20 protein-coding genes are annotated in these 23,432 nt (G+C 69.4%); 15 read left to right on the top strand and 5 right to left on the bottom strand.

Features of this window, described 5'->3' with window-relative positions:
- The first annotated feature begins 1 nt into the window (after position 1).
- From mreC to L3V18_RS06655, 11 genes are all read left to right on the top strand, one after another.
- A complete protein-coding gene (gene mreC, locus L3V18_RS06705) occupies positions 2 to 1,030 on the top strand; it encodes a rod shape-determining protein MreC (protein ID WP_237053912.1) in 1,029 nt (342 codons plus the stop codon).
- A complete protein-coding gene (gene mreD / locus L3V18_RS06700) occupies positions 1,027 to 1,512 on the top strand; it encodes a rod shape-determining protein MreD (RefSeq protein WP_237053911.1) in 486 nt (161 codons plus the stop codon). The genes mreC and mreD overlap by 4 nt, the downstream gene beginning before the upstream one ends.
- 3 nt (positions 1,513 to 1,515) lie before the next feature.
- Positions 1,516 to 3,510, top strand: coding sequence for a penicillin-binding protein 2 (gene mrdA / locus L3V18_RS06695; protein ID WP_425493476.1), 1,995 nt, complete (start codon positions 1,516 to 1,518; stop codon positions 3,508 to 3,510).
- Positions 3,507 to 4,619 (top strand): rod shape-determining protein RodA, encoded by a 1,113-nt coding sequence (gene rodA / locus L3V18_RS06690; RefSeq protein WP_237053910.1) that lies wholly within the window; start codon positions 3,507 to 3,509, stop codon positions 4,617 to 4,619. Before mrdA ends, rodA begins: the two co-directional genes overlap by 4 nt.
- Before the next feature lie 140 nt (positions 4,620 to 4,759).
- On the top strand, positions 4,760 to 6,037 hold the full coding sequence (mltB, locus tag L3V18_RS06685) for a lytic murein transglycosylase B (protein ID WP_425493475.1): 1,278 nt from the start codon (positions 4,760 to 4,762) through the stop codon (positions 6,035 to 6,037).
- 79 nt (positions 6,038 to 6,116) lie between these two features.
- Positions 6,117 to 7,436 (top strand): septal ring lytic transglycosylase RlpA family protein, encoded by a 1,320-nt coding sequence (locus L3V18_RS06680; RefSeq protein ID WP_237053909.1) that lies wholly within the window; start codon positions 6,117 to 6,119, stop codon positions 7,434 to 7,436.
- A 94-nt stretch (positions 7,437 to 7,530) separates the two neighbouring features.
- Positions 7,531 to 8,772 (top strand): D-alanyl-D-alanine carboxypeptidase family protein, encoded by a 1,242-nt coding sequence (locus L3V18_RS06675; protein WP_237053908.1) that lies wholly within the window; start codon positions 7,531 to 7,533, stop codon positions 8,770 to 8,772.
- 221 nt (positions 8,773 to 8,993) lie between these two features.
- Complete coding sequence (locus L3V18_RS06670; protein WP_237053907.1) at positions 8,994 to 9,272, top strand: DUF493 family protein; 279 nt, start codon at positions 8,994 to 8,996, stop codon at positions 9,270 to 9,272.
- A complete protein-coding gene (gene lipB / locus L3V18_RS06665) occupies positions 9,260 to 9,979 on the top strand; it encodes a lipoyl(octanoyl) transferase LipB (protein ID WP_237053906.1) in 720 nt (239 codons plus the stop codon). Before L3V18_RS06670 ends, lipB begins: the two co-directional genes overlap by 13 nt.
- Positions 9,980 to 10,084: 105 nt before the next feature.
- Complete coding sequence (lipA, locus tag L3V18_RS06660) at positions 10,085 to 11,092, top strand: lipoyl synthase (protein ID WP_237053905.1); 1,008 nt, start codon at positions 10,085 to 10,087, stop codon at positions 11,090 to 11,092.
- A gap of 357 nt (positions 11,093 to 11,449) precedes the next feature.
- Positions 11,450 to 13,657, top strand: coding sequence for a carboxy terminal-processing peptidase (locus tag L3V18_RS06655; protein WP_237053904.1), 2,208 nt, complete (start codon positions 11,450 to 11,452; stop codon positions 13,655 to 13,657).
- A 366-nt stretch (positions 13,658 to 14,023) separates the two neighbouring features.
- Here the strand turns inward: L3V18_RS06655 and L3V18_RS06650 are convergent, their stop codons facing one another.
- Positions 14,024 to 14,515: an Lrp/AsnC family transcriptional regulator gene (locus tag L3V18_RS06650; protein ID WP_237053903.1), complete on the bottom strand. Its 492-nt coding sequence runs from the start codon at positions 14,513 to 14,515 to the stop codon at positions 14,024 to 14,026.
- 233 nt (positions 14,516 to 14,748) lie between these two features.
- Between L3V18_RS06650 and yedA the strand changes: the two genes are divergently transcribed.
- Entirely contained in the window at positions 14,749 to 15,675 is a 927-nt protein-coding gene (gene yedA / locus L3V18_RS06645; protein ID WP_237053902.1) for a drug/metabolite exporter YedA, read from the top strand.
- Positions 15,672 to 16,607 (top strand): EamA family transporter RarD, encoded by a 936-nt coding sequence (gene rarD / locus L3V18_RS06640; RefSeq protein WP_237053901.1) that lies wholly within the window; start codon positions 15,672 to 15,674, stop codon positions 16,605 to 16,607. The genes yedA and rarD overlap by 4 nt, the downstream gene beginning before the upstream one ends.
- 76 nt (positions 16,608 to 16,683) lie before the next feature.
- On the opposite strand, the gene L3V18_RS06635 is transcribed toward rarD, so the two are convergent.
- From L3V18_RS06635 to L3V18_RS06620, 4 genes are all read right to left on the bottom strand, one after another.
- The gene (locus L3V18_RS06635; protein WP_237053900.1) at positions 16,684 to 18,000 is read right to left on the bottom strand and encodes an ABC transporter permease; all 1,317 of its coding nucleotides are present in this window, start codon (positions 17,998 to 18,000) and stop codon (positions 16,684 to 16,686) included.
- 60 nt (positions 18,001 to 18,060) lie between these two features.
- Positions 18,061 to 19,218 carry an ABC transporter permease gene (locus L3V18_RS06630; RefSeq protein WP_237053899.1) on the bottom strand — a complete coding sequence of 386 codons (1,158 nt, stop codon included), beginning with the start codon at positions 19,216 to 19,218 and terminating at the stop codon, positions 18,061 to 18,063.
- Between the two features lie 75 nt (positions 19,219 to 19,293).
- The gene (locus L3V18_RS06625) at positions 19,294 to 19,986 is read right to left on the bottom strand and encodes an ABC transporter ATP-binding protein (protein ID WP_237053898.1); all 693 of its coding nucleotides are present in this window, start codon (positions 19,984 to 19,986) and stop codon (positions 19,294 to 19,296) included.
- Positions 19,987 to 20,100: 114 nt separating this feature from the next.
- Positions 20,101 to 21,351 (bottom strand): efflux RND transporter periplasmic adaptor subunit, encoded by a 1,251-nt coding sequence (locus L3V18_RS06620; protein WP_237053897.1) that lies wholly within the window; start codon positions 21,349 to 21,351, stop codon positions 20,101 to 20,103.
- A 372-nt stretch (positions 21,352 to 21,723) separates the two neighbouring features.
- On the opposite strand from L3V18_RS06620, the gene L3V18_RS06615 reads away from it, so the two are divergent.
- Complete coding sequence (locus tag L3V18_RS06615) at positions 21,724 to 22,635, top strand: ABC transporter ATP-binding protein (protein ID WP_237053896.1); 912 nt, start codon at positions 21,724 to 21,726, stop codon at positions 22,633 to 22,635.
- The gene (locus tag L3V18_RS06610) at positions 22,635 to 23,420 is read left to right on the top strand and encodes an ABC transporter permease (RefSeq protein ID WP_237053895.1); all 786 of its coding nucleotides are present in this window, start codon (positions 22,635 to 22,637) and stop codon (positions 23,418 to 23,420) included. The genes L3V18_RS06615 and L3V18_RS06610 overlap by 1 nt, the downstream gene beginning before the upstream one ends.
- The last annotated feature ends 12 nt before the right edge of the window (positions 23,421 to 23,432 follow it).

Genomic DNA, 23,432 nt, shown 5'->3' with positions numbered 1-23,432 from the left:
AGTGCCTCCTTACGCCGGCCCCACCACGCCCAACCGTCCCGGCGAAGTCGCCGGGACTCTCTGGTTGCTGGCATACCTCGCTCTGGCGATGGTGCTGATCGTGCTCGATCACCGCGGGGGCTGGCTCGACCGCGCACGCGAACGGGCGACCGTGCTGGTGCAGCCGTTATGGATGGTCGCCGGCTGGCCGGGGCAGATCGTCGACAGGGTCCAGGCCGACGCCGGCACCCTGAGCCAGCTGACCGCCGAGAACGCCCGCCTGCGCAACGAGGCGCTGGTCAACAGCGCGCGGTTGGCGCGGCTGCAGGCGGTATCGGCCGAGAACGCCCGCCTGCGCGAACTGATGGGCGCGGCCGAGCAGGGCAGCCTCGACGTGCAGCTCGCCGCGATCCTCGACATCGATCTCGATCCCTCCCGCCAGCGCCTGGTCATCGACGCCGGCAGCGGCGATGGCGTCACCGTCGGCCAGAGCGTGATCGATGCCGGCGGCCTGATGGGCCAGGTCACCGAGACCACACCGATGCATGCCACCGTGCTGTTGTTGACCGATGCATCGCACGCGATCCCGGTGACCGTCGCGCGCAATGGCATCCGCCTGGTCGCATACGGCACCGGCCAGCGCGATCGCCTGGAGCTGCCGAACATTCCGATGTCCAGCGACATCAAGGTCGGCGACACCGTGGTGAGCTCGGGGCTGGGCGGGCGCTTCCCGGCCGGCTTCCTGGTCGGCACGGTCACCGCGCTGCAACCCGACGACAGCCGCGCGTTCCTGCTCGGCGAGCTGCGACCGGCGGCCCGGCTCGACCGTGGCCGCAACGTGCTGCTGCTGCGTGAAAGCCGGAGCCCCGGCACCCGGGACCCGGAGCCCGAAGGCGAGGCCGTGGGCCGTGACGATGTCGACCGGGCGCCCGGCTCTTCTGCCGCGACCGGATCCGCGCAAGCGCCAGCCGCGTCGTCCGAGGCGCCGCGTGCCACACAGCCGCCGGGAGCCGATCGTCCCGGGTCCCGGGTTCCGGAGCGCGTGCCATGAGCCGTCCCCGTCGCCACTGGGTGATGCCGCTCAGCATCGTGCTGGCGCTGCTGCTCGGCCTGTTGCCGTTGCCGCCGGCGGTGCAGCCGCTGCGGCCGTACTGGCTCGCGCTGGTGGTGGCCTACTGGGTGATCGAGGATCCGGAGCGGCGCGGCCTGGGCTTCGCCTTCATCGTCGGCCTGCTCGCCGACCTCAGTTTCGGCGGTCTGCTCGGCGAACAGGCGCTGCGGCTGGTGGTGATGGCCTACATCCTGCAGCGTTTCCGCGCCCGCCTGCGGTTCTTCCCGATGTCGCAGCAGGCGCTGGCGATAGGCGGGCTGCTGCTCAACGACCGGGTGCTGGTCTGGGTGCTGCATGCCGCGCTCAAGCTGCCGCCGGCTCCGCCCGCGATCTGGCTGGCGCCGCTGCTGGGCATGCTGCTGTGGCCGGTGGTCTTCGCACTGCTCAGTACCGCGCGCCAGGGCAACTGGCAGAGGCGCTAGCGCATGGGCCCGCGCCGCCGGATCATCAAGAACAGCCATGCCGAGGCGGAGCAGTTCCGCCGCCGTGCGCTGCTTGCATTCGCGGGTGTGGTCGCGGCGCTCGGGGTGCTGTCGGCGTGGTACTTCAACCTGCAGGTGCTGCAGTACGACGAATACGTCACCCGCTCGGAAGCCAACCGGATCAAGCTGCGGCCGGTGGTGCCGGCGCGCGGGATCATCTACGACCGCAACGGCCGGATCCTCGCCGACAACGTGCCCGCGTTCCGTGTCGACGTGACCCCGGAGGAGGCCGGCGACCCGGAACGCTGGATGCCGGGGCTGGCGGAGATCTTCTCTCTGAGCGAGGAGGACATCGCCCACTTCGAGAAGACCCGCCGCGCCACCCGCGGTTTCCGTCCGATCACGCTCAAGCTTCGGGTCAGCGAGGAGGAGGCCGCGCGCTTCGCGGTCGATCGCTGGCGCTATCCCGGCGTCGAGCTGGTGTCCTATCTCAACCGCCGCTATCCGCACGGCGAGCTGTTCTCGCACGTGATCGGCTATGTCGGCCGGGTCGACGAGGACGATCTCAAGACGCTCGGCGAGGCCAACGCGGCGCTGACCCACATCGGCAAGACCGGCATCGAGCGCGCCTACGAGGAAGCGCTGCGCGGCCGGATCGGCTACGAGAAGGTCGAGACCAACGTCGATGGCCGCTCGATGGGGGTCGTCGGGCGGGTGCAGGCGGTGCCCGGCGCCGATCTGCGCCTGAGCGTCGATCTCGACCTGCAGCAGGCGATGGTGAACGCGTTCGGCGAATACGAGGGCTCGGCGATTGCGGTCGACCCGCGCACCGGTGAGGTGCTGGCGATGGTCAGCCTGCCAGGCTACGACACCAACCTGTTCGTCAACGGGATCTCCCATGCCGACTACCGGGCGCTGACCGGGAACCCGTCGCGGCCACTGTTCAACCGTCTGGTGCTGGGCGGCGTGGCGCCGGGTTCCACGCTCAAGCCGTTGATCGCGCTAGCCGGCCTGGACAGCGGCCTGCGCCGGCCCGAGGACAAGGTGCTGTCCACCGGCATGTTCTATCTGCCCGGCGTGAGCCGGGGCTGGGGCGATGCCAACCGGGGAGGCCATGGCTGGACCGATCTGCGCAAGTCCATCGCGCAGTCGGTCAACACCTACTACTACCAGTTGGCGCTGGACATGGGCATCGAGCGATTCGACGAGTACATGCGCCGCTACGGCTTCGGCCAGCCGACCGGGGTGGATCTGGTCGGCGAGATCGGCGGCATCCTGCCTTCGCCCGAATACAAGATGAGCACCCGGCGCGAGCGCTGGTACCCCGGTGACACGGTCAACATCAGCATCGGCCAGGGTGATTGGAAGGTGACCCCGCTGCAATTGGTCCGCAGCATCGCCGGCATCGCCGACGGTTCGTTGCGACGGCCCCATCTGGCAAAGGAGGAGCGGCTCGGCTTCGATGCGCCATGGCGACCGCTGCCGCAGCCGCCGGGCCTGCCGATCAGTCCCGCCCCGAGCCACCTGCAGGCGGTCCGCGAGGGCATGATGGGGGCGATGCAGCCCGGAGGCACCGGCTGGCGGATCGCCAGCGACGCCGAATACACGATGGCGGGCAAGACCGGTACCGCGCAGGTCGCCAGCCGGCGCGACAATGCCGCGGTCAATCCACGCAGTCTGCCGCTGCACCTGCGCCACCGGTCGCTGTTCGTCGGTTTCGCCCCGACCGAGGATCCGACCATCGCGGTGGCGGTAGCTGTGGAGGGCGGCGGCTACGGCGGCAGCACCGCGGCGCCGATCGCGCGCAAGATCTTCGACGCCTGGCTGCTCGGGGTGATGCCGGAGGCGCCCGAACCGGCTGCCGCCCCGGCCGCGGCGGCCCCACCGCGGCGGCCCGCGGAGGACGGCGCCTCGGCAACCGCCGCGCCTGGAGCGGCCGGCGACGCTGATGCGACAGCCGCGCCGGGCCAGGACATGGCCGGGGAGGTCCGGCAATGAGCCTGATCCTGCGCTGGCTGCTCGATCTGGCTGCGCGCTTCACCCGCACCCTCGATTGGCCGCTGCTGGGTGCGCTGCTGGCGCTGATGGGCATCGGCCTGGCGGTGCTGTACAGCGCCGGCGGGCAGTCGACGTCGCTGGTGGTCGCCCAGGGCGGCCGTTTCGTGGTCGGCCTCGGTGCGCTGTGGGCGCTGTCGCGGGTATCGCCGGCGCAACTGCGCAACTGGACGCCGCTGGTGTTCGGGTTGTCGCTGATTCCGCTGCTGGCGGTGCTGTTCATCGGCACCGGCCGTCACGGCTCGCACTGGATCAACCTCGGCGTGTTCTATTTCCAGCCGGCCGAGCTGCTCAAGCTGAGCCTTCCGATGATGGTCGCCTGGTATCTGAACAGCCGGCCGCTGCCGCCGCGGCTGGGTACCGTGCTGATCGCCGCCGCGATCATCGGCGTGCCGACCGGGCTGATCCTGCTGCAGCCGGACTTCGGCACCGCGATGCTGGTCGCGACCAGCGGCGCGTTCGCGCTGTACCTGTCCGGGCTGCCGTGGTGGTGGTTCGGGATGGCGTTCGCCGGTGTCGCGGCGGTCGCGCCGGCAGCCTGGTTCTGGCTGCTCAAGCCGTACCAGAAGGACCGCATCCTGACCTTCCTGAACCCGGAGTCGGACCCGCTGGGCGCCGGCTGGAACATCATCCAGTCGAAGATCGCGATCGGCGCCGGCGGGCTGTCCGGCAAGGGCTGGGGGCAGGGCAGCCAGTCGCATCTGAACTACATCCCCGAGCACACCACCGACTTCATCTTCGCCGTGCTCAGCGAGGAGTTCGGCTGGATCGGGGTGGCGGTGGTGCTGGCGCTCTACCTGTTCGTGATCGGCCGCTGCCTGTGGATCGCCGCCGGCGCGCGCGACGGCTACTCGCGGCTGCTGGCAGGCGCGCTGGGGCTGGCATTCTGCGTCTACGTGATCGTCAACGGCGGCATGATCGCCGGCCTGCTGCCGGTGGTGGGCGTGCCGATGCCGTTGCTCAGCTACGGTGGCACCTCGGCGGTGTCGCTGCTGGCAGGGCTCGGCGTGGTGATGGCGGTGCGGGTGTACCGGCCGGTGCACGCGCGGTGAAATGCGGTTCGCGGAGCGGATCTGTACCGGCGCGCGCATGCCCGGCGCGCGGACCCGAACGACAACGCGACCTGACCGGGTGCTCGGCGAGGCCGGGCCCGCGGTTCAGGCCCAAAAGCGCACGTGCTAACCTCGCCGCGATGACTGCGCGCCTCCTGAAATCCGGCCTTCCCAGGGCCGGCATACCGAAAGCCGGCCAAGCCCGTAGCCTCCTGGCCGGTGCGCTGGCCCTCTCCCTCGCCGCATGCGCGACGCAGGCGGCCTCCGCCACCGACGCTGCCGACACACCGGCGACCGCCGCAGCCTCCGCCCCGGCAAGTCCTCCGTCCCCGGTGGACGGCGCGCCCGATTCGCCCGCACCGTTGTCGCCGGCGCCGATCGCGCCTGCCCCGGGTACGCCCGCCCTGCCGGAACCCGTCAAGCCGATGCCGCTGGCGCAGGCGCGTGCCGCGTTCATCCGCGACACCGCCGACAGGTACGGCGTCGACACCGCGACGATCGCCTCGGTGCTGGCCCGCGCCGAGAAGCGCGACAGCATCATCCGGGCGATGTCGCGTCCGGCCGAGGCCAAGCCATGGAGCGAGTACCGGCCGATCTTCATCAGCCAGGCCCGCATCGACGGCGGCCAGGCCTTCCTCGCCGAGCATCGAGCCGAACTGGCGAAGGTCGAGGCCCGCTATGGCGTCCCGGCCGAGATCATCGTCTCGATCGTCGGCGTGGAAACCAGCTACGGCCGCAACACCGGCAGCTATCCGGTCATCGATGCGCTGTACACCCTGGCGTTCTTCTACCCACGCAGCGGCGATCCGGCCAAGGCCGACCGCGAGAACCGGCGCGAGGCATTCTTCCGCGGCGAACTCGCCCAGTTGTTCGCGCTCGGCAAGGAGACCGGCCTGGACATCACCACGCTCACCGGCAGCTATGCCGGCGCGATGGGCTGGGGCCAGTTCATGCCGTCGAGCTACCGCGAGTACGCGGTCGACGGCGACGGCGACGGCCGGCGCGATCTGTTCAACAGCACCGACGACGTGTTCGCCTCGATCGCGAACTACTTCGTACAGAAGGGTGGTTGGGTGCGCGGCGGTCCGGTGACGGTGCGCGCCGTGCGCGATCCCGGCATGCCGGACTTCGAACCAGAGGGCCTGGAGCCGGTCTACAGCCAGGCCGACCTGGCCGCGCGCGGCTACCGTCCGGCGACTCCCGTCGCTGCCGGCGAGCACGCGGTGCCGCTGAACCTGGACGGCGTCGGCGGCAAGGAATACTGGCTCGGTTTCCGCAACTTCTACGCGATCACCCGTTACAACATCTCCAAGCACTACGCGATGGCGGTGTACCAGCTCTCCGAGGCGATCGCCGGACGTGAGAACCCATTGGCCGCGACGGAGCGCCAGCCCCCTGCGAGCCGCGATGACGCATGAGCACTGAGCCCGTCCACGGCTTTCGGACGATCCGTGCCGGGGATGCCGGCGCAAGGGACCGGGAAACGTGAAGGCGTGCATGCCGATGCCGGGCGGGTCGACCCCTGGATGCGGTGCATCCACGGCGGCGGCCGGCCGCTCGCGCACCGGTCTCGCACGGGCGCTTCCGCTCGCGGCCGTGCTCGTGCTCGGCCTGGCCGCCTGCGCCGGTGCGCCGAAGAAGCCCGCCAGGCACGCCGGGGAAAGCACCGCGGCGCCCGCGCGCTCCAACGCGCAAGGGCGCAAGGTCTCGCCGTACGCGCCCGCCCAGGAAGATCCGAACACCCGCGGCCACTACACCGCCGGCGGCCTGTACCGCCCGGGCGTGCCCGACAGCACGCCCGACCACGTTCCCGACGTCGACGCGATTCCGGAACCCGAAGTCGTCGCCGAACCGCGCTCGGCGGTCGGCAACCGGCCGACCTACACCGTGCTCGGCAAGCGCTACCGCGTGCTGGACGACGCGCGCGGCTACGTCGAGGAGGGCAAGGCGTCCTATTACGGGCAGAAGTTCCACGGCCGCCGCACCTCCAACATGGAGGTGTACGACATGTACGCGTTCACCGCCGCCCACAAGACCCTTCCGCTGCCGAGCTTCGCGCGGGTGACCAACCTCGACAACGGCAGGTCGGTGGTGGTGCGGGTGAACGACCGTGGACCGTTCCACGAGGGGCGCGTCATCGACCTCAGCTACGCCGCCGCGGTCAAGCTGGACATCGTGCAGAAAGGCACCGGCCGGGTCGAGGTGCGCGCGCTGATGCCGGACGAGGACGCAGCACCGGTGCTCGCCGAACGGCCATCCGCGCCGGCGCCCGTCGAACCCAGCGCGATGGACCGGCTGGTCGCCAGCATTCCCGCCGACGCCGTGCCCGTCGCCCCGGCGGCAGCCGCTACCGGAACCGCCGTGGGTCCGGTGGGCGAGCACCGCTTCGACATGCGCCAGGACGGCCGTTCGATGAGTGCCGACGAGTTCGAGGCCTGGATGAAGTCGCGCCGGGTCCGCATCGCCACCGGCCGTCCGGCCACACCGACGCTTCCGCCGGGCTCGACGCCGGCCATGCAGGCAGCGTCGCCGCAAGGGACGGTCGCGGCCGTTGCCGCCACCGTCGACGGCGATGCCACCGGCGACGCCGGGATCACCCTGCAGGTCGCCAGCTTCGCCGCCCGCGCCAACGCCGATCGCGCGCTGGCGATGCTGCGCGACGCCGGTATCGGGCAGGCCCGCCTGTTCGACGCGAATGCCAACGGTCGTCCGGTCTGGCGCCTGCGGGTCGGGCCGCTGGCCGAGTCGGCGGCGCCCGAGCTGGCGGCCCGGCTGGTCAGCCTGGGTTTCGGACAGCCGCAGCCTGTCCGCGATTGAGCCGCGGTCACGAACATGCCTCAGCGAATCCCCACCATCCGCATCCGGCCGGTCGCCGGCCCCCGGAGTTGTTGAACCGATGAAGTTGCACGCCATGAAAATCCCCGCCGTAGTCAAAGCGACCGCCCTGGCCGCGATCACCACCGTCGCGGTCGGTCTCGCCTTCGCCCAGGCGCCTGAAGCGCCGCAGCCCGGTCCGACCCAGCCGACCCCGGCCGCCGCCCAGGCGCCGGCCAGCGATGCGCTGCCGGTGCCGTCGGCGCCGGAAGTCACGGGCACCGCGTGGATCCTGATGGATGCCGCAAGCGGCAACGTGCTGGCTGGCCACAACATCGACCAGCCGGTCGAGCCGGCCAGCATCACCAAGGTCATGACCAGCTACGTGATCGCCGCCGAGATGGCGGGCGGCAAGATCAAGGAAGACGACCAGGTGATGATGACCGAGAACGCCTGGCGCAAGGGCGGCGCCGCCACCGACGGCAGCTACTCCGGCTTCGAGGTCAACAAGACCGCGCCGCTGGTGGAGATGGAGAAGGGCATGGTGGTGCAGTCCGGCAACGACGCAGCGATCGCGCTGGCCGAGCACGTCGCCGGTACCGAGGCCGCGTTCGCGACCCTGATGAACCAGTACGCGCAGCGCATCGGCATGAAGAACACCCACTTCGCCAACGCCACCGGCCTGCCGGACGAGGGCCATGTCACCACGGCCCGCGATCTGGCCCTGCTCGGCCGTGCGCTGATCGACGATCACCCGAAGGCCTACTCCTACAACTCGATCAAGGAGTACACCGTCGGCTCGATCACCCAGTCCAACCGCAACCTGCTGCTGTGGCGCGACAACAGCGTCGACGGCATCAAGACCGGCCACACCAGCGCCGCAGGGTACTGTCTGATGGCCTCGGCCAAGCGTGGCGACCAGCGCCTGATCTCGGTGGTGATGGGCTCGAGCTCGGAGGCCCAGCGCGCCAGCGACAGCCAGGCGCTGCTGAACTGGGGCTTCCGCTTCTACGAGACCCACAAGCTGTACGCGCCCGGACAGGCGATCGCGACGCAGAAGACCTGGAAGGGCCAGGCCGACGAGGTCAGGCTCGGCGTCGCCGAACCGCTGCTGGTGACCGTGCCGCGCGGCCGCTACGAACAGCTCAAGCCGATGATGGACGTGCCCAGAACCCTGGTCGCGCCGATCGCGAAGGACCAGGCGATCGGCACGGTGAAGGTGATGCTCGACGACAAGGTCATCGCCCAACGCCCGCTGGTTGCGATCGAAGGCGTCGAACAGGCCGGTTTCTTCAAGCGCCTGTGGGACGAGTTCTGGATGTGGTGGGAGTCCGAGTAACGGCGCCCGCGGGTCACCGTCCCGCGCATCTGCAGGTACCCGCCCGCGATGCGAACGGACCGGAAACACCTTCGGCGGGGCCGGCAGACGCCGGCCCCGTCGCGTTGCAAGGGGGCGTCTGGACCTCGATGTCCCGCGACCGGATCCAGCCGCGCGACCCGTGCCGTTCCGCCGGATCCGGCCGCCTTGGGTTCCCGTGGAGCCAACCCCATAATCGGGGCATGGAAATCAAGTCCGACAACCCCGAACACGGCTTCCAGTTCCCGGGCCATTTCGAGCTCAGCGCGATGGGGCCGGCGACCGCCGGGCTCGAGCGCGAGCTGCCTCAGCGGCTGATGGAGGCCGGGATCGACGTCGAGAGCGAGTCGATCCAGTGGAAGCACTCCTCGAACGGGAAGTACGTGTCGGTGCGGATCCGTTTCCGCGCCGACAGCCGCGAGCAGTACGAGCGGGCCCACCAGGTCCTGCGCGACCATCCCGAGGTCAAGTGGACGCTGTGAGCGACACCGCCGCAGAGGCAAGGGCTCAGGGACGGGCGCCAACTGCCGGCCTCGAGGCCCCCGTTTCGAGTCCGGCGCTGCTGCGCGATCTCGGCCGCCGCCCCTACGAGCCGGTCTGGCGGGCGATGCAGGCGTTCACCGATGCACGCACCGATGCCACGCCGGACGAGCTGTGGCTGGTCGAGCACGACCCGGTGTTCACCCTCGGCCAGGCCGGCAAGCCCGAACACGTGCTGATGCCGGGCGACATCCCGGTGATCCACGTCGACCGCGGCGGCCAGGTGACCTATCACGGCCCCGGCCAGATCGTGCTCTATCCGCTGCTGGACCTGCGGCGGCTCGGTGTCGGAGTCAAGGAATACGTCTGCCGGGTCGAGCAGGCGATGATCGACACGCTCGCAGACTGGAACATCGAAGCGGTCCGCCGCGACGGCGCCCCGGGCGTCTACGTCGGCGACGCCAAGATCGGTGCGCTCGGCATCCGCGTCCGCCATGGCTGCACCTTCCATGGCCTGGCCTTCAACATCGCGATGGACCTGGAACCGTTCAGACGCATCAATCCCTGCGGCTACGCGGGGTTGCAGGTGACCTCGATGCTAGACTTGGGCGGCCCGTCCAGCCCGGACGCGGTCAAGCCGGTGCTCATCGGGCATCTGGCCCGTCTGTTCGGGCTGCGGATCCAGGCCGTACCTTCCTCACTTCCGTGACACGTCAGTTCGAGCCACGGATCTACATGGATCGGCACGGATAAGGCCATTCGGGTTCGAAACGCCTCATCCGTGTTCCTCCGCGTAATCCGTGGTCCAAAGCCCATGACCGAATCCAAGACCATTCCGCTCGCGGTCGTCAGTGGCGACAGCCCGGCTCCGGCCTCTCTCGAAGTCGGCAAGAAGCAGGTCGCCGGCGACAAGATCGCGCGTTCGCCGGTGCAGTTCGCCGACGTGCCGGTGCTGCGCAAGCCGTCATGGATCCGGGTGCGGATCCCGTCCGGCAACGCCGTGCAGAAGCTCAAGGAGAAACTGCGCGAGAACCGCCTGGTGACGGTCTGCGAGGAAGCCAGCTGCCCGAACATCCACGAATGCTTCGGCCACGGCACCGCGACCTTCATGATCCTCGGCGAGGTCTGCACGCGCCGATGCTCGTTCTGCGACGTCGCCCACGGCCGTCCGAAGCCGCCGGATCCGCAGGAGCCGCGCCACCTGGCCGACACCGTCGCCGACATGGGCCTGCGCTACGTCGTGGTCACCAGCGTGGACCGCGACGACCTGCGCGACGGCGGCGCCCAGCACTTCGTCGACTGCATCGCCGCGATCCGCGGGAAGACCCCGGCCACCAAGGTCGAGATCCTGACGCCCGACTTCCGCGGCCGCGGCCGCATGGAGCGCGCGCTGGAGATCCTGGCGACGAATCCGCCGGACGTGTTCAACCACAACGTCGAAACCGTCCCGGACCTGTACCGCAACGTGCGGCCGGGCGCCGACTACCAGTGGTCGCTGACGCTGCTGCGGAAGTTCAAGGCACAGCATCCGGAGGTCACCACCAAGTCCGGGATCATGCTCGGGCTGGGCGAGACGATGGAGCAGGTGCAGGCGACCCTGCGCGATCTGCGTGCGCACGATGTCGACATGGTCACCATCGGCCAGTACCTGCAGCCCAGCGCCCATCATCATCCGGTGATGCGCTACTGGACTCCGGACGAGTTCAAGGCGCTGGAGGAATACGGCTATCGCCTGGGCTTCGGCCACGTCGCCTCCGGCCCACTGGTACGCTCCTCCTACCATGCCGACCGCTCGGCGATGGAGGCCGGCGTCGCCGCCTGATGCATGCGCCCGGGGCGTTGTCCGCGCCTGTGCGGATCGACGCCACCGTCGACCGGCAGCAGTGCCGCATCTGCGCGTGCGCTCCGGGATTTCACGTTTTCCTACCGGCAGGCAGGCAAGATGACGGCGGTCCGCGCTGCGCTGGCGGCGGTGGGCGATCGTCAGCCCCACCAACCTGAACCGCACATCGGCGCGGGGCCGCCTTCCGCACGCCGGCACGTGACAGGGCATGCAACTTTCGGCACTGTGGGGATGTCCGAGTCCTGCGCAAGCTCGAATCGGCAATGCCCGGCAGGCCGCAATCGCCAGGCATCAACACGAACCAAGACCAGGCCGCTTCGGCCGCAGATATCCGCGATGACCTCCAAGACCTCACTGCTGTGCGCGCTGCTGCTGACCCTCCCGCTGGCTCACTCGGCATGGGCCGACGACGCCGTGCAGGCGATGGCCAAGGCCGGTCCGGCCGCGATCCCGTTCTCGGCGACCCAGGACCAGGCCAACGCCGCCAAACTGGTCTACGGCCTGCTTTCCGACAGCCGCTATGCGTACCGGCCCAAGCCGCTGGACGACGCCCTGTCGGCCGACATGTACGAGCGCTACCTGGAGTCGCTGGACAGCGGCAAGCAGTTCTTCACCGCGGCCGACATCGCCCGTTTCGACCGCTGGAAGCTGCAGCTTGACGATGCGCTCAAGAGCGGCGAGCTCGATCCGGCCTATGCGATGTTCGCGACCTACCGGCAGCGTGTCGACGAGCGCGTCGCCTTCGCCCGCGCGCTGCTCAAGGACGATGGGGCCTTCGACTTCAACGGCGACGACCGCTACGAATATGACCGCGAGGACGCGCCGTGGGCGGCCGATCGCGCCGAACTCGACCAGCTGTGGCGGCAGTCGGTGCGTAACGACTGGCTGCGCCTGAAGATGGCCGGCAAGCAGTCCGAGGACATCCGCAAGACCCTGGATCGGCGCTACGAGAACCTCGCCAAGGGCATCGCCGAACTGAAGGGCGAGGACGTGTTCCAGACTTTCCTCAACAGCTACGCGAACGCGATCGACCCGCACACCGATTACCTGACCCCGCGCTCGGCCGACAACTTCAACCTGTCGATGTCGCTGTCGCTGGAAGGCATCGGCGCCGTACTGCAGAAGCAGGACGACGTGGTCGCGATCCGCGAGATCGTCGCCGGCGGCCCGGCCGGCAAGTCCGGCATGCTCAATCCGGGCGACCGCATCGTCGCGGTCGGCCAGGGCACCGGCGGTCCGATGGAGGACGTGGTCGGCTGGCGGATCGACGACGTCGTCGCCAAGATCCGCGGCAAGAAGGGCAGCAAGGTCCGTCTCGACGTGATCCCGGTCGAGATGGGCCTGGATTCGCCGCCGAGCCGGGTGGTGCTGGTCCGCGACCGGGTCCGGCTGGAAGACCAGGCCGCGAAGTCCAAGGTCATCACCATCCCCGCCACCGATGGCGCCCCGGCGCAACGGATCGGCGTGATCGAGCTGCCCGGCTTCTACCAGGATTTCGAGGGCCGCCGCCGCAACGCCGACGACTATGCGTCGGCGACCCGCGACGTCGCCCGCCTGCTGACCGAACTGCGCGGCAAGAACGTCGACGGCGTCGTGCTCGACCTGCGCAACAACGGCGGCGGCTCGCTCAACGAGGCGATCGAGCTGACCGGCCTGTTCATCGACCGTGGCCCGGTCGTGCAGGTACGCGAGTCCGGCGGCCGCGTCATCGTCAACGGCGACGAGGACAGCGGCATCGCGTGGGAAGGCCCGCTGGCGGTGCTGATCAATCGCGGTTCGGCATCGGCGTCGGAGATCTTCGCCGGCGCGATCCAGGACTACGGCCGCGGCCTGGTGATCGGCGAGACCACGTTCGGCAAGGGTACCGTGCAGAACCTGATCGATCTCGACCGCTGGCCGGCCAACGAGTCGCCGCGCTTCGGCCAGGTCAAGCTGACGATCGCGCAGTTCTTCCGCGTCAGCGGCGGCTCGACCCAGAACAAGGGCGTGGTGCCCGATCTGGCGTTCCCGGCGTCGGTGGATGCCAATGAGTTCGGCGAGAGCACCTACGACAACGCGTTGCCGTGGACCAAGATCTCGGCGGTGCCGCATGTCCGCTACGGCAACTTCCAGCCGCTGCTGCCGAAGCTGGAAGCGCTGCACGAGGCGCGCATCGCCGACGACCGGGAATTCCAGTGGTGGTCGGAGGATGTCGCCCAGTACCGCGCCGAGAGCGAGAAGACTTCGGTCAGCCTGAACGAAGGTGTGCGCCGCGCCGAGCGCGACCGCGAGCAGGCCAAGCGCAAGGCCCGGCAGGAGGAGCGCAAGGCGCTCGGCCTGGCGCTGGATCCGCTTGCCGATGTGACCGACGACGGCCTGGCCGCCAGCGAACGCGACATCGTCAAGGATGCCGAGCGCGAGAAGCTCGCCGAGGATCGTCCGGATCCGCTGCTGCGCGAGTCGGCCGCGATCCTCGCCGATGCGGTGCGGCTGCTGGACCGCGACAAGCAGCTGTCCGCCCAGGTGTTGCCGACCGCGAACAAGCCCGGGCACTGGGCCGACTGACGTCGCTTCCGGAGCCGCCGTCCGGAGGAGCCCTGCGGCTCGCCGGGCCGGCTCCGGGCACTCCCGGTTTCATCGATCGTCCGTCGTCGACCCGCTCGCGTCCACGACGCACGCGACACATGAAGTGCGTCCTATCGATCCGAAAGGTGCTCTGCGCCACGGGCGTTGCGCTCGTGGATCGGGCGCGCAGGACTGCCCCGATACGAGCAATGCAAGGCCGGACCCGGAATGGAGCGTCACATCGTCCGGCGCCCACGACGGTACTGGCCGGCCGACCTTCGGTGCCGATGCTGGCGAGGTCAGTGCGGACAGCCCCATGCAGGAGACGGGCGGCGCGCGTCCGCAGGACGGCACTCGCCGTCGCGCTCAGCGGCGCCGTCTGGAGGTCGTGCGGGTCGGCAGCTGCAGCCCCGTTTTCACCACGTCGAATACCAGCCGCGTCTCGTAGCGCTTGATGTTGCCCTCGTCGAGGAACAGTCGATCGGCGACCTCGCGGCAATGGGCGACCCCGGTCGTCGCCAGGATCACCAGGTAGTCCCATTCGCCGGCAAGGGTGTAGCACTGCTGCACCTCGGGCGCGGCCCGCATCCGGGCCTGGAAACCGGCGTGCTGCTTGGCGGTCTCGCGTTCCATCGTCACCAGCACAGTGGCCAGGGCGACATGCGGCAGTTGCAATGGGTCGAGCACCGCGACCTGGCGCAGCAGGCCGTGCTTGCGATAACGGCTCAGCCGTCGCTGCACGGCGCTTGCCGACAGGCCGACCGCGTCTCCGAGCGCGCCGAGTGTCGCGCTGGCATCGCGTTGCAGCAGGTCGAGCAGGCGATGGTCGAAGTCGTCGAGGAGCAGGGGCTGGGCCATGCAAGATTTTTGCGTTACCGCGCACGAATAATCAAACCGCGTGCGGGGAGTTTTGGCTAGGCTGTCGGTGATCCGAACGTTTCCGGGCACCAGGCGGCGCGGCGTTCCGGTCCGCCCGCAGGCGGTACCGGGCGCGGCTGCCCGGGGCCGGTGACACCTGTCGGTCGCCTTGCCGGACTCACCGCTCCTCCCCCAGCTGTTCCCGTTCCTCCCCCTCGTCTGGATCCACTCGCATGAGCAGCGTCGCATCGACCGCCACCCGGATAGTCCCGGGTGGCGTGGCCGTCGCCTTGGCCCTGGCTTCGGTCTACATCGTCTGGGGCTCTACCTATCTCGGCATACGCTTCGCACTGGAAGGCGGCTGGCCACCGCTGCTGATGGCCGGCGGGCGTTTCGTCGTGGCCGGTGCGCTGATGTACGCGGCGCTGCGCCTGCGCGGAGAACGTCCGCCGACGCGGGCGCAATGGGCCTCACTGGCGGTGATGGGGCTGCTGCTGATGGGGCTGGGCAACGGCCTGGTGACCGTCGCCGAACAATGGGTCTCGTCCGGGCTGGCGGCGATCGCGGTCGCATCGATGCCGTTGTGGATGGGGCTGTTCGCGACCCTGCGCGGCGAGCGCCCGGGGCGCGAGGAATGGATCGGCCTGGCGATTGGCTTCGTCGGCGTGCTCTGGCTCAACGCGGGCAGCGCGCTGACGGCGACGCCGCAGGGGCTGCTGGCGCTGCTGATCGCGCCGATCGCCTGGGCGTTCGGATCGGTCTGGAGCCGCGGCCGCGACCTGCCGTCGCCGTTCATGTCGGCGGCCGGGCAGATGCTGTGCGGTGGCGCGATGATGCTGGTCGCCGGCGCCTTGCTGGGCGAGCGGATGCCTGCGGCGCCCTCGCTCAAGGGCACGCTCGCGGTCGCCTACCTGGTGGTGTTCGGTTCGATCGTCGCGTTCAGCGCCTACATCTGGCTGTTGAGGCACGTGCGGCCGGCGCTGGCGTCGAGCTATGCCTACGTCAATCCGCCGATCGCGGTGCTGTTCGGCGCACTGCTCGCCGGCGAGCGCTTCTCGTTGCACGCGCTGGGCGCGATGGCGGTCATCCTGGCCGGGGTGGCGATGGTCACGCTCGCGCGCAGCCGTCCGCGGGCGCCGGTTGCGGAGCCCGTGGCATGAGTGCGGCGACCGGTGCACACCGCGAGCATGTCGCGGGCCTGTGGGCGGGAATAGGCGCGTTCGTGCTGTGGGGCCTGATGCCGCTGTTCTGGCGCCTGCTCGAGACGGTGCCGTCGTGGCAGATCGTGCTGCACCGGATCGTGTGGGGCGCATTGCTGGTGTCGGCATTCCTGCTGTGGCAGCGCGGCCGCGGCTGGCTGCGGGCGGTGCTTGCGCAGCCGCGCACCGCGGCGCTGCTTGCGTTGAGCGGCGTGCTGATCGCATCCAACTGGGGGCTGTACATCTGGGCGGTCAATGCCGGCCACGTGGTCGAGACCAGCCTGGGCTACTACATCAACCCGCTGCTGAACGTGGTGCTCGGAGTGCTGGTGCTGCACGAGCGGTTGAACCGCGTGCAGTGGGTGTCGGTCGCGCTGGCCGCCTGCGGCGTGGCCTGGCTGACCCTGCGTTTCGGCCAACTGCCATGGATCGCGCTGGGGCTGGCGTTGTCGTTCGGCGTCTACGGCCTGCTGCGCAAGCAGGTGGTGGTCGATTCGGTGGCCGGACTCGGGGTCGAGAGCCTGTACCTGCTGTTGCCGGCGATGGCGCTGCTGGGCTGGGCGGAGTTCCAGGGCCAGAGCGGCTTCTTCGCGTTCGGCCCCACGCCGGGCTGGGGATGGGGCATCGATGCGCTGCTGGTCGCCGGCGGGGCGCTGACCGCACTGCCGCTGATCGGTTTCGCCTACGCGGTGCGGCGGGTGCCGCTGTCGGTGGTCGGATTCCTGCAGTACATCGCGCCGACCCTGCAGCTGCTGATCGGCGTGCTGGTCTTCCGCGAACCGTTCGACGGCGAACGTGCACTGGGTTTCGCATTCATCTGGGCGGCCCTGCTGCTGTTCGCGGGCGACGGTGTGCTGCGGGCGCGGCGACAGCCCGCGGTCGCCGCCGGCTGAGGGGCCGCATGCCGTTCTCCGCAAACGAAGCAGGCCGCGGAAAGTCGCGGCCTGTTTCGTTGCGGGGAGTCAATGGCTAGCCCGCGCGCAGCGCCTCGGACACCGGCAAGCGCGCCGCCCGCAGCGACGGGAACAGCCCGCCGACCAGACCGATGCCGAGCGCCCACTTCAGGCCGCTCCACAACAGCTCCGGCGAGACGTTGAACTTGAACATCACTTGGCTGAAATTGCCGCTGAGCGTGGACACGCTGTAGTTGTTGAACACCAGCCAGGCGATCAAGCCGCCGAGCAGGCCGCCAAGCAGGGCCAGCAGCATCGTCTCCAGCATCACCCCGAACACCACCGGCAGGCCGCGGAAGCCGATCGCACGCATGGTCGCGATTTCGCGGGCACGGCCGGCGACCGCGGCGTACATGGTGTTGAGTGCGCCGAACGCGGCGCCGATCGCCATGATCACACCGATGATCGTGCCCAGCACGTTGATCACCTTGGTCAGGCCTTCGGATTGCTTGCTGTAGTAGTCGCGGGTGCTGAGCACGTCCAGCTTCAGCCGGGGATCGGCCGCCATCGCCGCCTTGAACGCAGTCAGTGTCTTGGCATCGGTCAGGCGCACGGTCACCGACTGGTAGGCGGTGCGCTGGTAGGTCGAGGCCAGGGTCTCGGCGTCGGCCCACAGTTCCGAGTCGTGCGAGTCGCCGGAGGCGAAGGCGCCGACCACGGTCCAGTCCTGGTTGGCCAGCTCGATCGTGTTGCCGACCTCCAGACCCACGTACTGGTTCTTCGCGCCCTGGCCGATCACCAGTTCGCGCTTGCCGGGCTCGAAGCGGCGGCCCTCGACGATCTTCAGCTGCGGGCGGATCGCCCAGCCGGCATCGCCAACGCCGCGCAACTGGGCGTTGGCATCGGTGCCGTCGGCGCGGGTGACCATGTTGACCACCTGCGACAGCTCCGGCGAGACCAGCGGCTGGCCGTCGCGGTCGCGGGCGATGCCGTCCAGACCCGAGATCAGCGGCACCTGGTCGCGGCCGATCACCGAGTTGGTCTCCGCCTGCGAACCGCCGCGCAGCACGATCGCGGTGTCGTCGCGGCCGGTCTGCTGCAGGGTCTTCTGGAAGCCCGAGCCCATCGCCAGCATCGCGACCAGTACCGCGACAACGCCGGCGATGCCGATCACGATCACCGACGATGCGCCCCAGCGTTGCGGCAGGCTGGTGACGCCGATCCGGGTCGCCTCCAGTGCCAGGTGGCCGCTGCGGGTCAGCGCCAGCCACAGGCCGAGCGCGACCGCGACCGCGAGCACGCCCTGCCAGGGCAGCATGATCCAGACCGCCAGCCCGACGATCAGGGCGAGGACGACCAGTGCGTTGCCGAGCCATTTCTTGATGCGGTTCATTGCAGCGTCCTCCGCCGTGGGCGTCGTGCGTGGATTCGATGGAGATGCGTGCGGGCCATGTCAGCGCCCCGCCAGTGCGTCGACGATGTTCAGGCGCATCGCCCGCATCGCCGGCAGTGCCCCGACCAGCAGGCCGATCACGATCATCAGCGCGATGCCGAACGCCCAGGTGATTTCGGGCATGGTCCCCAGCGCGATCGCGCCGCCGCTGACCGCGCTGACGATCGGCATGATCATGGCCGCCAGTGCCAGCCCGATCACGCCGCCCAGCACCAGCAGCAGCACCGATTCGGTCAGCACCAGCATCAGCACGCTGCGATCGGTGAAGCCTATGGTCTTCAGCACCGCCAGTTCCGGGATGCGTTCGCGCACCGCCTGCGCCATCGTGTTGCCGGTCAGCAGCAGCAGGGTGAAGAACACCGCGCCCATGATGCCGCTGACGATCATGCCGACATCGGCGAACTGCTTGAGGAAGGCCTGGTTGAAGGCCTGCTCGGTCTGGGTCTTGGTCTCGTGGTCGGAGTTCTCGCTGAGCTTGTCGATCGCCTGGGCGATGCGGTCGGACTGGCTGGGATCGTCCAGTTGCACCATCCACCAGCCGACCCGGTCCTTGACGAAGTCGTTGGCCTCGTTGAAGTAGTCCCAGCGGAAATACAGCGCGTTCTCCTCGCCCTTGCGCTTGGAGTCGATGACCTTGAAGGTGCCGACCAGCTTGAACTCCCAGTTGTTGCTGCCCTGGGTCGGGAAGATCGTCGCCTGCAGCGGGACGATGTCGCCGACCTTCCAGCCGTACCGCTGGGCCAGCGACTCGCCGACCACCGCGCCGTTGCGGGTGGTCTCGAAGGCCTTCAGGTGCGCCGGGCTGATCTCGTACTCGGGATAGATCTCGAAGAAGCCCGGCCCTACCGACATGTTGGGGAAGAAGTTGCGCTGGTCCTGGTAGATGCCGCCGAACCAGGCGGCGTGCACGGCCTTGTTCACGCCCGGCACGGCCTTGATCTGCGATTCAAGCCGCATCGGCAGCATCTGGGTGATCGACAGCCGCGAGGCGACCACCATGCGGTCGTAGCCGGCGACCTCGCCGCCAGCGGCGAAGGCCACGCGTACCGAGTCGAGCAGGCCGAACAGCAGGAATGCGGTGATCACCGACAGCAGCGTCAGCACGGTACGGGTCTTGCTGCGGAACAGTGCGGCCCAGATCAGGTGCAGGTATTTCATGTCTGCGTACTCCAGCGGGTGCGGGTGCCGCGCGCGGCGGCAGGGCAGGCGGTGCGCGATGCCATGACCGTGGGGTCAGGCGACGCGGCGCACCTGCTCGACCAGCGTGCCCTTGTCCAGGTGGAGGGTATGGGTCGCGTACTCGGCGGCCTTGGGGTCGTGGGTGACCATGACGATCGTCTTGCCGTGTTCGCGATTGAGCGTCTGCAGCAGCTCCAGGATCTCCTCGGCCGACTGGCGGTCGAGGTCGCCGGTCGGCTCGTCACAGATCAGCAGCTTGGGATCGGAGACGATCGCGCGGGCGATCGCCACGCGCTGCTGCTGGCCGCCGGACAGCTCGTTGGGCTTGTGCTTGCCGCGCTCGGACAGTCCGACCAGTTGCAGTGCGATCTCGGCGCGGCGGCGGCGGTCGGCGGCGTTCAACCGGGTCAGCAGCAGCGGCAGTTCGACGTTCTTCTGCGCGGTCAGGGTCGGCATCAGGTTGTAGAACTGGAACACGAATCCGACGTTCTGGCTGCGCCAGTGCGACAGTTGGCCGGCGCTCATGCTGTCGATGCGCTGGCCCTCGATCTCGATCTCGCCGCCGGTGGGCGTGTCGAGGCCGCCGATCAGGTTCAGCAGGGTGGTCTTGCCCGAGCCCGACGGTCCCATCAGCGCGACGAAATCGCCGCTGGGGATCTCGAAGTCGAGACCGTGCAGCACCTCGAGCTTCTCGGGCCCGCGCTGGTAGGTCTTGGTGAGTTTGCGGATCGATACAAGTGCGGTCATGGGACTTGCCTCGCTTCGGAAAGGGGCGGCGCGTATCCGGCGCCTTCATGTAGTCGGGTCATCCGCCGTCGCGGTGAATGCCCAGGGCGAACGATCAATACGACGAACGACGGTTCAGGGATTCGACGTGCCGTCGCCGGCGATCTCGACCTCGCTGCGATCGGCGAGCGCCGGTGGCGGATCGAGGACGACGGTATCGCCGCCGGCCAGCCCGTCGGTGATTTCCAGGTCGTCGCCGAGGGTGCGGCCGACCTGGACGCCCCTCTGCGTGACCCGGCCATCGCTGACGACGAAGACCACCTGCGCACCGTCGCGCTCGACCACCGCCACACCCGGCACCAGCACGCCTGGCGGCGGCGCATCGGCCCGCGCGGGTTCGGTCTTCTCGAGGAAACTCACCCGCACGCCCATGTCCGGCACGATCCGCGGGTCCTTGCTCTTGAACGCGATGCGCACCCTGACCGTGGCCTTGCCGCGATCGGCGGCCGGGATGATCGCGATCACCTCGGCCGGGATCTTCCAGTCGGGATAGGCGTTGAGGGTCGCCTCGACCGGCATCCTCGGCTGCACGCGGCCGATGTAGGCCTCGTTGACGTCGACCTCGACCTCGAGCGAGTCCATGTCGACGATCGTGCCGATGCCGGTGCGGGTGTAGCCGCCGCCGGCCGACAGCGGCGAGATGATCTCGCCCGGCTGTGCCGCCTTGGCGATCACCACGCCGGCGAACGGCGCGCGCACGATGGTGTTGTCGACGCCGATCCCGGCGATGTCGAGCTGGTCGGCGGCGACTGCGGCATTGCGGCGCGCGGTCACCAGCTGCGCGCGCAAGGCGTCGCGCTGGGCGATTGCCTGGTCGTACTGTGCCTTCGACACCAGCTGCTGGCCGACCAGCGTGCCGAGCCGGCGCGCGTTGGATTCGGCCTCGGTGAGCTGGGCCTGGATGCTGTTGGCCTGGCTGCGCGCCGCATCGAGCTGCGCGCGGGCGAGCGACTGCTGGGCCTCGGCATCGACCGGATCCAGGGTGGCCAGCACCTCGCCTTCCTCGACCCGCTGGCCTTCCTCGATCAGCACTTCGCGGACGCGGCCGGTGACCTTGGCCGACACGGTGGCGATGCGGCGGGCGACGACATAGCCGGTCGCATCGAGCACCGAGGCACTGCCGCCGTCGCTGCCGCCGATCGCGACCGCTTCCGCGGTACGCACCTCGATCGCATCGTCGCGTCCGAACGCGAACCAGCCGGCGACGGCCAGCAGCGCGATCGCGCCGATCGCGCCGAGGGTGATCCAGAGCCCGCGCCGGGATGACGGCGGTGGTGCGCTGCGATCGATGCGAAGTTCCTTGAGCAGATCGTTGGAGCTATTCATCCTGAACCCTGGGCGCGGAAGCGTGATCGGGAGGCGGGAGCGGGACTGCGAAAGGCGGGTGCCCGCGGCCGTGAACCATCGGTCGATCCGGACACTCCGCGCACGACCGATATGCGCGCGGATCCGGCATGCATGCATCGACCCCGCCCTAGTGTGACGCCTGGCCGGTCCCCGGCCAACCTGCCGGAAGTCAACATCCGGGGATGCGATGCCGGGGCGAGAGCATCGCGCGATGTGGGCGTGCTTCCAAGTGACAGCTGTCATGCGCGATGCATGGCAGCCCGCACTGGGGTGCCGAGCCAGCCACGGCGAGGATGGCGGCACCCGGCGGGATCGACTCCGCCTTCCCACCAGTGCAGCGGGAGCCCGACGATGACGGCGCACGTTCCGAACCCTTCTCCACCTGCGCGTCTGCGCGCCGTGCACAAGGCCTACGGGCCGGTGCGCGCGCTGCAGGGCGTGGATCTCGAACTCGGCCAGGGTCGCCTGCTGGCGCTGCTCGGTCCCAATGGCGCCGGCAAGTCGACCGCGATCGGCCTGCTGCTCGGGCTGCAGGCCGCCGACGCCGGACGGGCCGAGCTGTTCGGCCGTCCGCCGCGGGAACTGGCGGCGCGCCAGCAGGTCGGCGTGATGCTGCAGACTGCCGGCATCCAGGACACGTTGAAGGTCCGCGAGCTGCTCGAGCTCACCCGCAGTTACTACCCGGCGCCGCTCAGCATCGCCGACTGCGCCGCGATGGCAGGCCTCGACGGATTGCTGGAACGACGTTACGGCAAGCTCTCCGGCGGCCAGCAGCGACGCGTCCAGTTCGCGCTGGCGATCTGCGGGCGTCCGCGGCTGCTGTTCCTCGACGAGCCGACCACCGGCCTCGACATCGAGGCGCGGCAGGCGTTGTGGCGCGCGATCCGCGGGCTGGTCGCGGACGGCTGCGCGGTCCTGCTGACCACCCACTACCTGGAGGAGGCCGAAGCGCTCGCCGATCGCGTCGCGGTCATCGACGGCGGCCGCATCATCGCCGAGGGCAGCGTGGCGGAAATCCGCGCCCGCGTCGTCCAGCGCCGGATCCGCTGCGTCACCGCGCTGTCCGCCGATGCGGTCGCGGCGTGGCCGCAGGTGCGCGAGGTGCGATCCGACGGGCGGCAACTCGAGATCATCGCCGACACCGCCGAACAGGTGGTGCGCCAGCTTCTGGCGGCCGACGCCGGGCTGGTCGAACTGGAGGTGCGGCGTGCCGGATTGGCCGAGGCCTTCCTTGAGCTCACTCGTGCCAGGGAGACCGCCTGATGGACACCGCTGTCGAGACATTTCGTCATTTCGCCCTGCGCGCGTGGTGGCTGGAGGCACGCTGCGAGATCCTGCGGGTGTTGCGCACGCCCGCGTTCGCAGTGCCCACACTGCTGTTCGCGCCTTTGTTCTACACCCTGTTCGGCGTACTGCTGGCTCCGCGTGGCGATGGCGGCCCGATGAGCGGGGCGGCGATCTCCGAATACATGCTGGCGACCTACGGCGTATTCGGCGTGATGGGCGTGGGCCTGTTCGGCTTCGGCGTCAACGTGGCCATTGATCGCCAGCGCGGTCTGCTCGCGCTCAAGCGCGCGTTGCCGATGCCGGCCGGCGCCTGGCTCGGCGCCAAGATCGTCTCGGCGATGCTGTTCGCTTCCGTCTGCTCGCTGCTGCTGGCGGCGATCGCCGCTACCCTCGCCGGGGTGTCGCTGGCGCCGATGCAATGGCTGGGTCTGTTTGTTGTCAATGTGCTCGGCATGCTGCCGTTCTGCGCGCTCGGGCTGTGGATCGGCACCGTGAGCAGCGGCGATGCGTCGCCTGCGGTGGTCAACATCGTCTACCTGCCGATGTCGTTCCTGTCCGGGCTGGTGGTGCCGCTGGCCGCGTTCCCGTCGTGGCTGGGCGCAGTCGCGCCATTGTGGCCGTCGTATCATCTCGGGCAGGTCGCGTTGAAGGTGGTCGGCCGCGATGCGGGCCAGCCGCTGTGGCTGCATCTGCTGGTGCTGACCGGGGTAACGGTGGTGTGCCTGTTGCTGGCGCGCCGGCGCCTGGCCACGACAGCGTGAGCGCCTTCCGTT

Source organism: Marilutibacter chinensis (assembly GCF_021725675.1).
Classification (GTDB): domain Bacteria; phylum Pseudomonadota; class Gammaproteobacteria; order Xanthomonadales; family Xanthomonadaceae; genus Marilutibacter; species Marilutibacter chinensis.
The sequence above is the reverse complement of the archived record's forward strand: the minus strand, read 5'-3'. Positions and strand labels throughout refer to the sequence as shown.

Excerpts from the sequence above, each read along its gene's own strand:
- L3V18_RS06655 (WP_237053904.1), top strand. The coding sequence starts at position 11,450 with ATGACCTCCAAGACCTCACTGCTGTGCGCGCTGCTGCTGACCCTCCCG.
- rodA (WP_237053910.1), top strand. The coding sequence starts at position 3,507 with ATGAGCCTGATCCTGCGCTGGCTGCTCGATCTGGCTGCGCGCTTCACC.
- L3V18_RS06615 (WP_237053896.1), top strand. The coding sequence starts at position 21,724 with ATGACGGCGCACGTTCCGAACCCTTCTCCACCTGCGCGTCTGCGCGCC.
- L3V18_RS06680 (WP_237053909.1), top strand. The coding sequence starts at position 6,117 with ATGCCGATGCCGGGCGGGTCGACCCCTGGATGCGGTGCATCCACGGCG.
- mrdA (WP_425493476.1), top strand. The coding sequence starts at position 1,516 with ATGGGCCCGCGCCGCCGGATCATCAAGAACAGCCATGCCGAGGCGGAG.
- L3V18_RS06675 (WP_237053908.1), top strand. The coding sequence starts at position 7,531 with ATGAAAATCCCCGCCGTAGTCAAAGCGACCGCCCTGGCCGCGATCACC.
- yedA (WP_237053902.1), top strand. The coding sequence starts at position 14,749 with ATGAGCAGCGTCGCATCGACCGCCACCCGGATAGTCCCGGGTGGCGTG.
- L3V18_RS06610 (WP_237053895.1), top strand. The coding sequence starts at position 22,635 with ATGGACACCGCTGTCGAGACATTTCGTCATTTCGCCCTGCGCGCGTGG.
- mreD (WP_237053911.1), top strand. The coding sequence starts at position 1,027 with ATGAGCCGTCCCCGTCGCCACTGGGTGATGCCGCTCAGCATCGTGCTG.
- L3V18_RS06625 (WP_237053898.1), bottom strand. The coding sequence starts at position 19,986 with ATGACCGCACTTGTATCGATCCGCAAACTCACCAAGACCTACCAGCGC.
- L3V18_RS06650 (WP_237053903.1), bottom strand. The coding sequence starts at position 14,515 with ATGGCCCAGCCCCTGCTCCTCGACGACTTCGACCATCGCCTGCTCGAC.
- L3V18_RS06630 (WP_237053899.1), bottom strand. The coding sequence starts at position 19,218 with ATGAAATACCTGCACCTGATCTGGGCCGCACTGTTCCGCAGCAAGACC.
- rarD (WP_237053901.1), top strand. The coding sequence starts at position 15,672 with ATGAGTGCGGCGACCGGTGCACACCGCGAGCATGTCGCGGGCCTGTGG.
- L3V18_RS06670 (WP_237053907.1), top strand. The coding sequence starts at position 8,994 with ATGGAAATCAAGTCCGACAACCCCGAACACGGCTTCCAGTTCCCGGGC.
- lipA (WP_237053905.1), top strand. The coding sequence starts at position 10,085 with ATGACCGAATCCAAGACCATTCCGCTCGCGGTCGTCAGTGGCGACAGC.
- L3V18_RS06635 (WP_237053900.1), bottom strand. The coding sequence starts at position 18,000 with ATGAACCGCATCAAGAAATGGCTCGGCAACGCACTGGTCGTCCTCGCC.
- L3V18_RS06620 (WP_237053897.1), bottom strand. The coding sequence starts at position 21,351 with ATGAATAGCTCCAACGATCTGCTCAAGGAACTTCGCATCGATCGCAGC.
- mltB (WP_425493475.1), top strand. The coding sequence starts at position 4,760 with ATGACTGCGCGCCTCCTGAAATCCGGCCTTCCCAGGGCCGGCATACCG.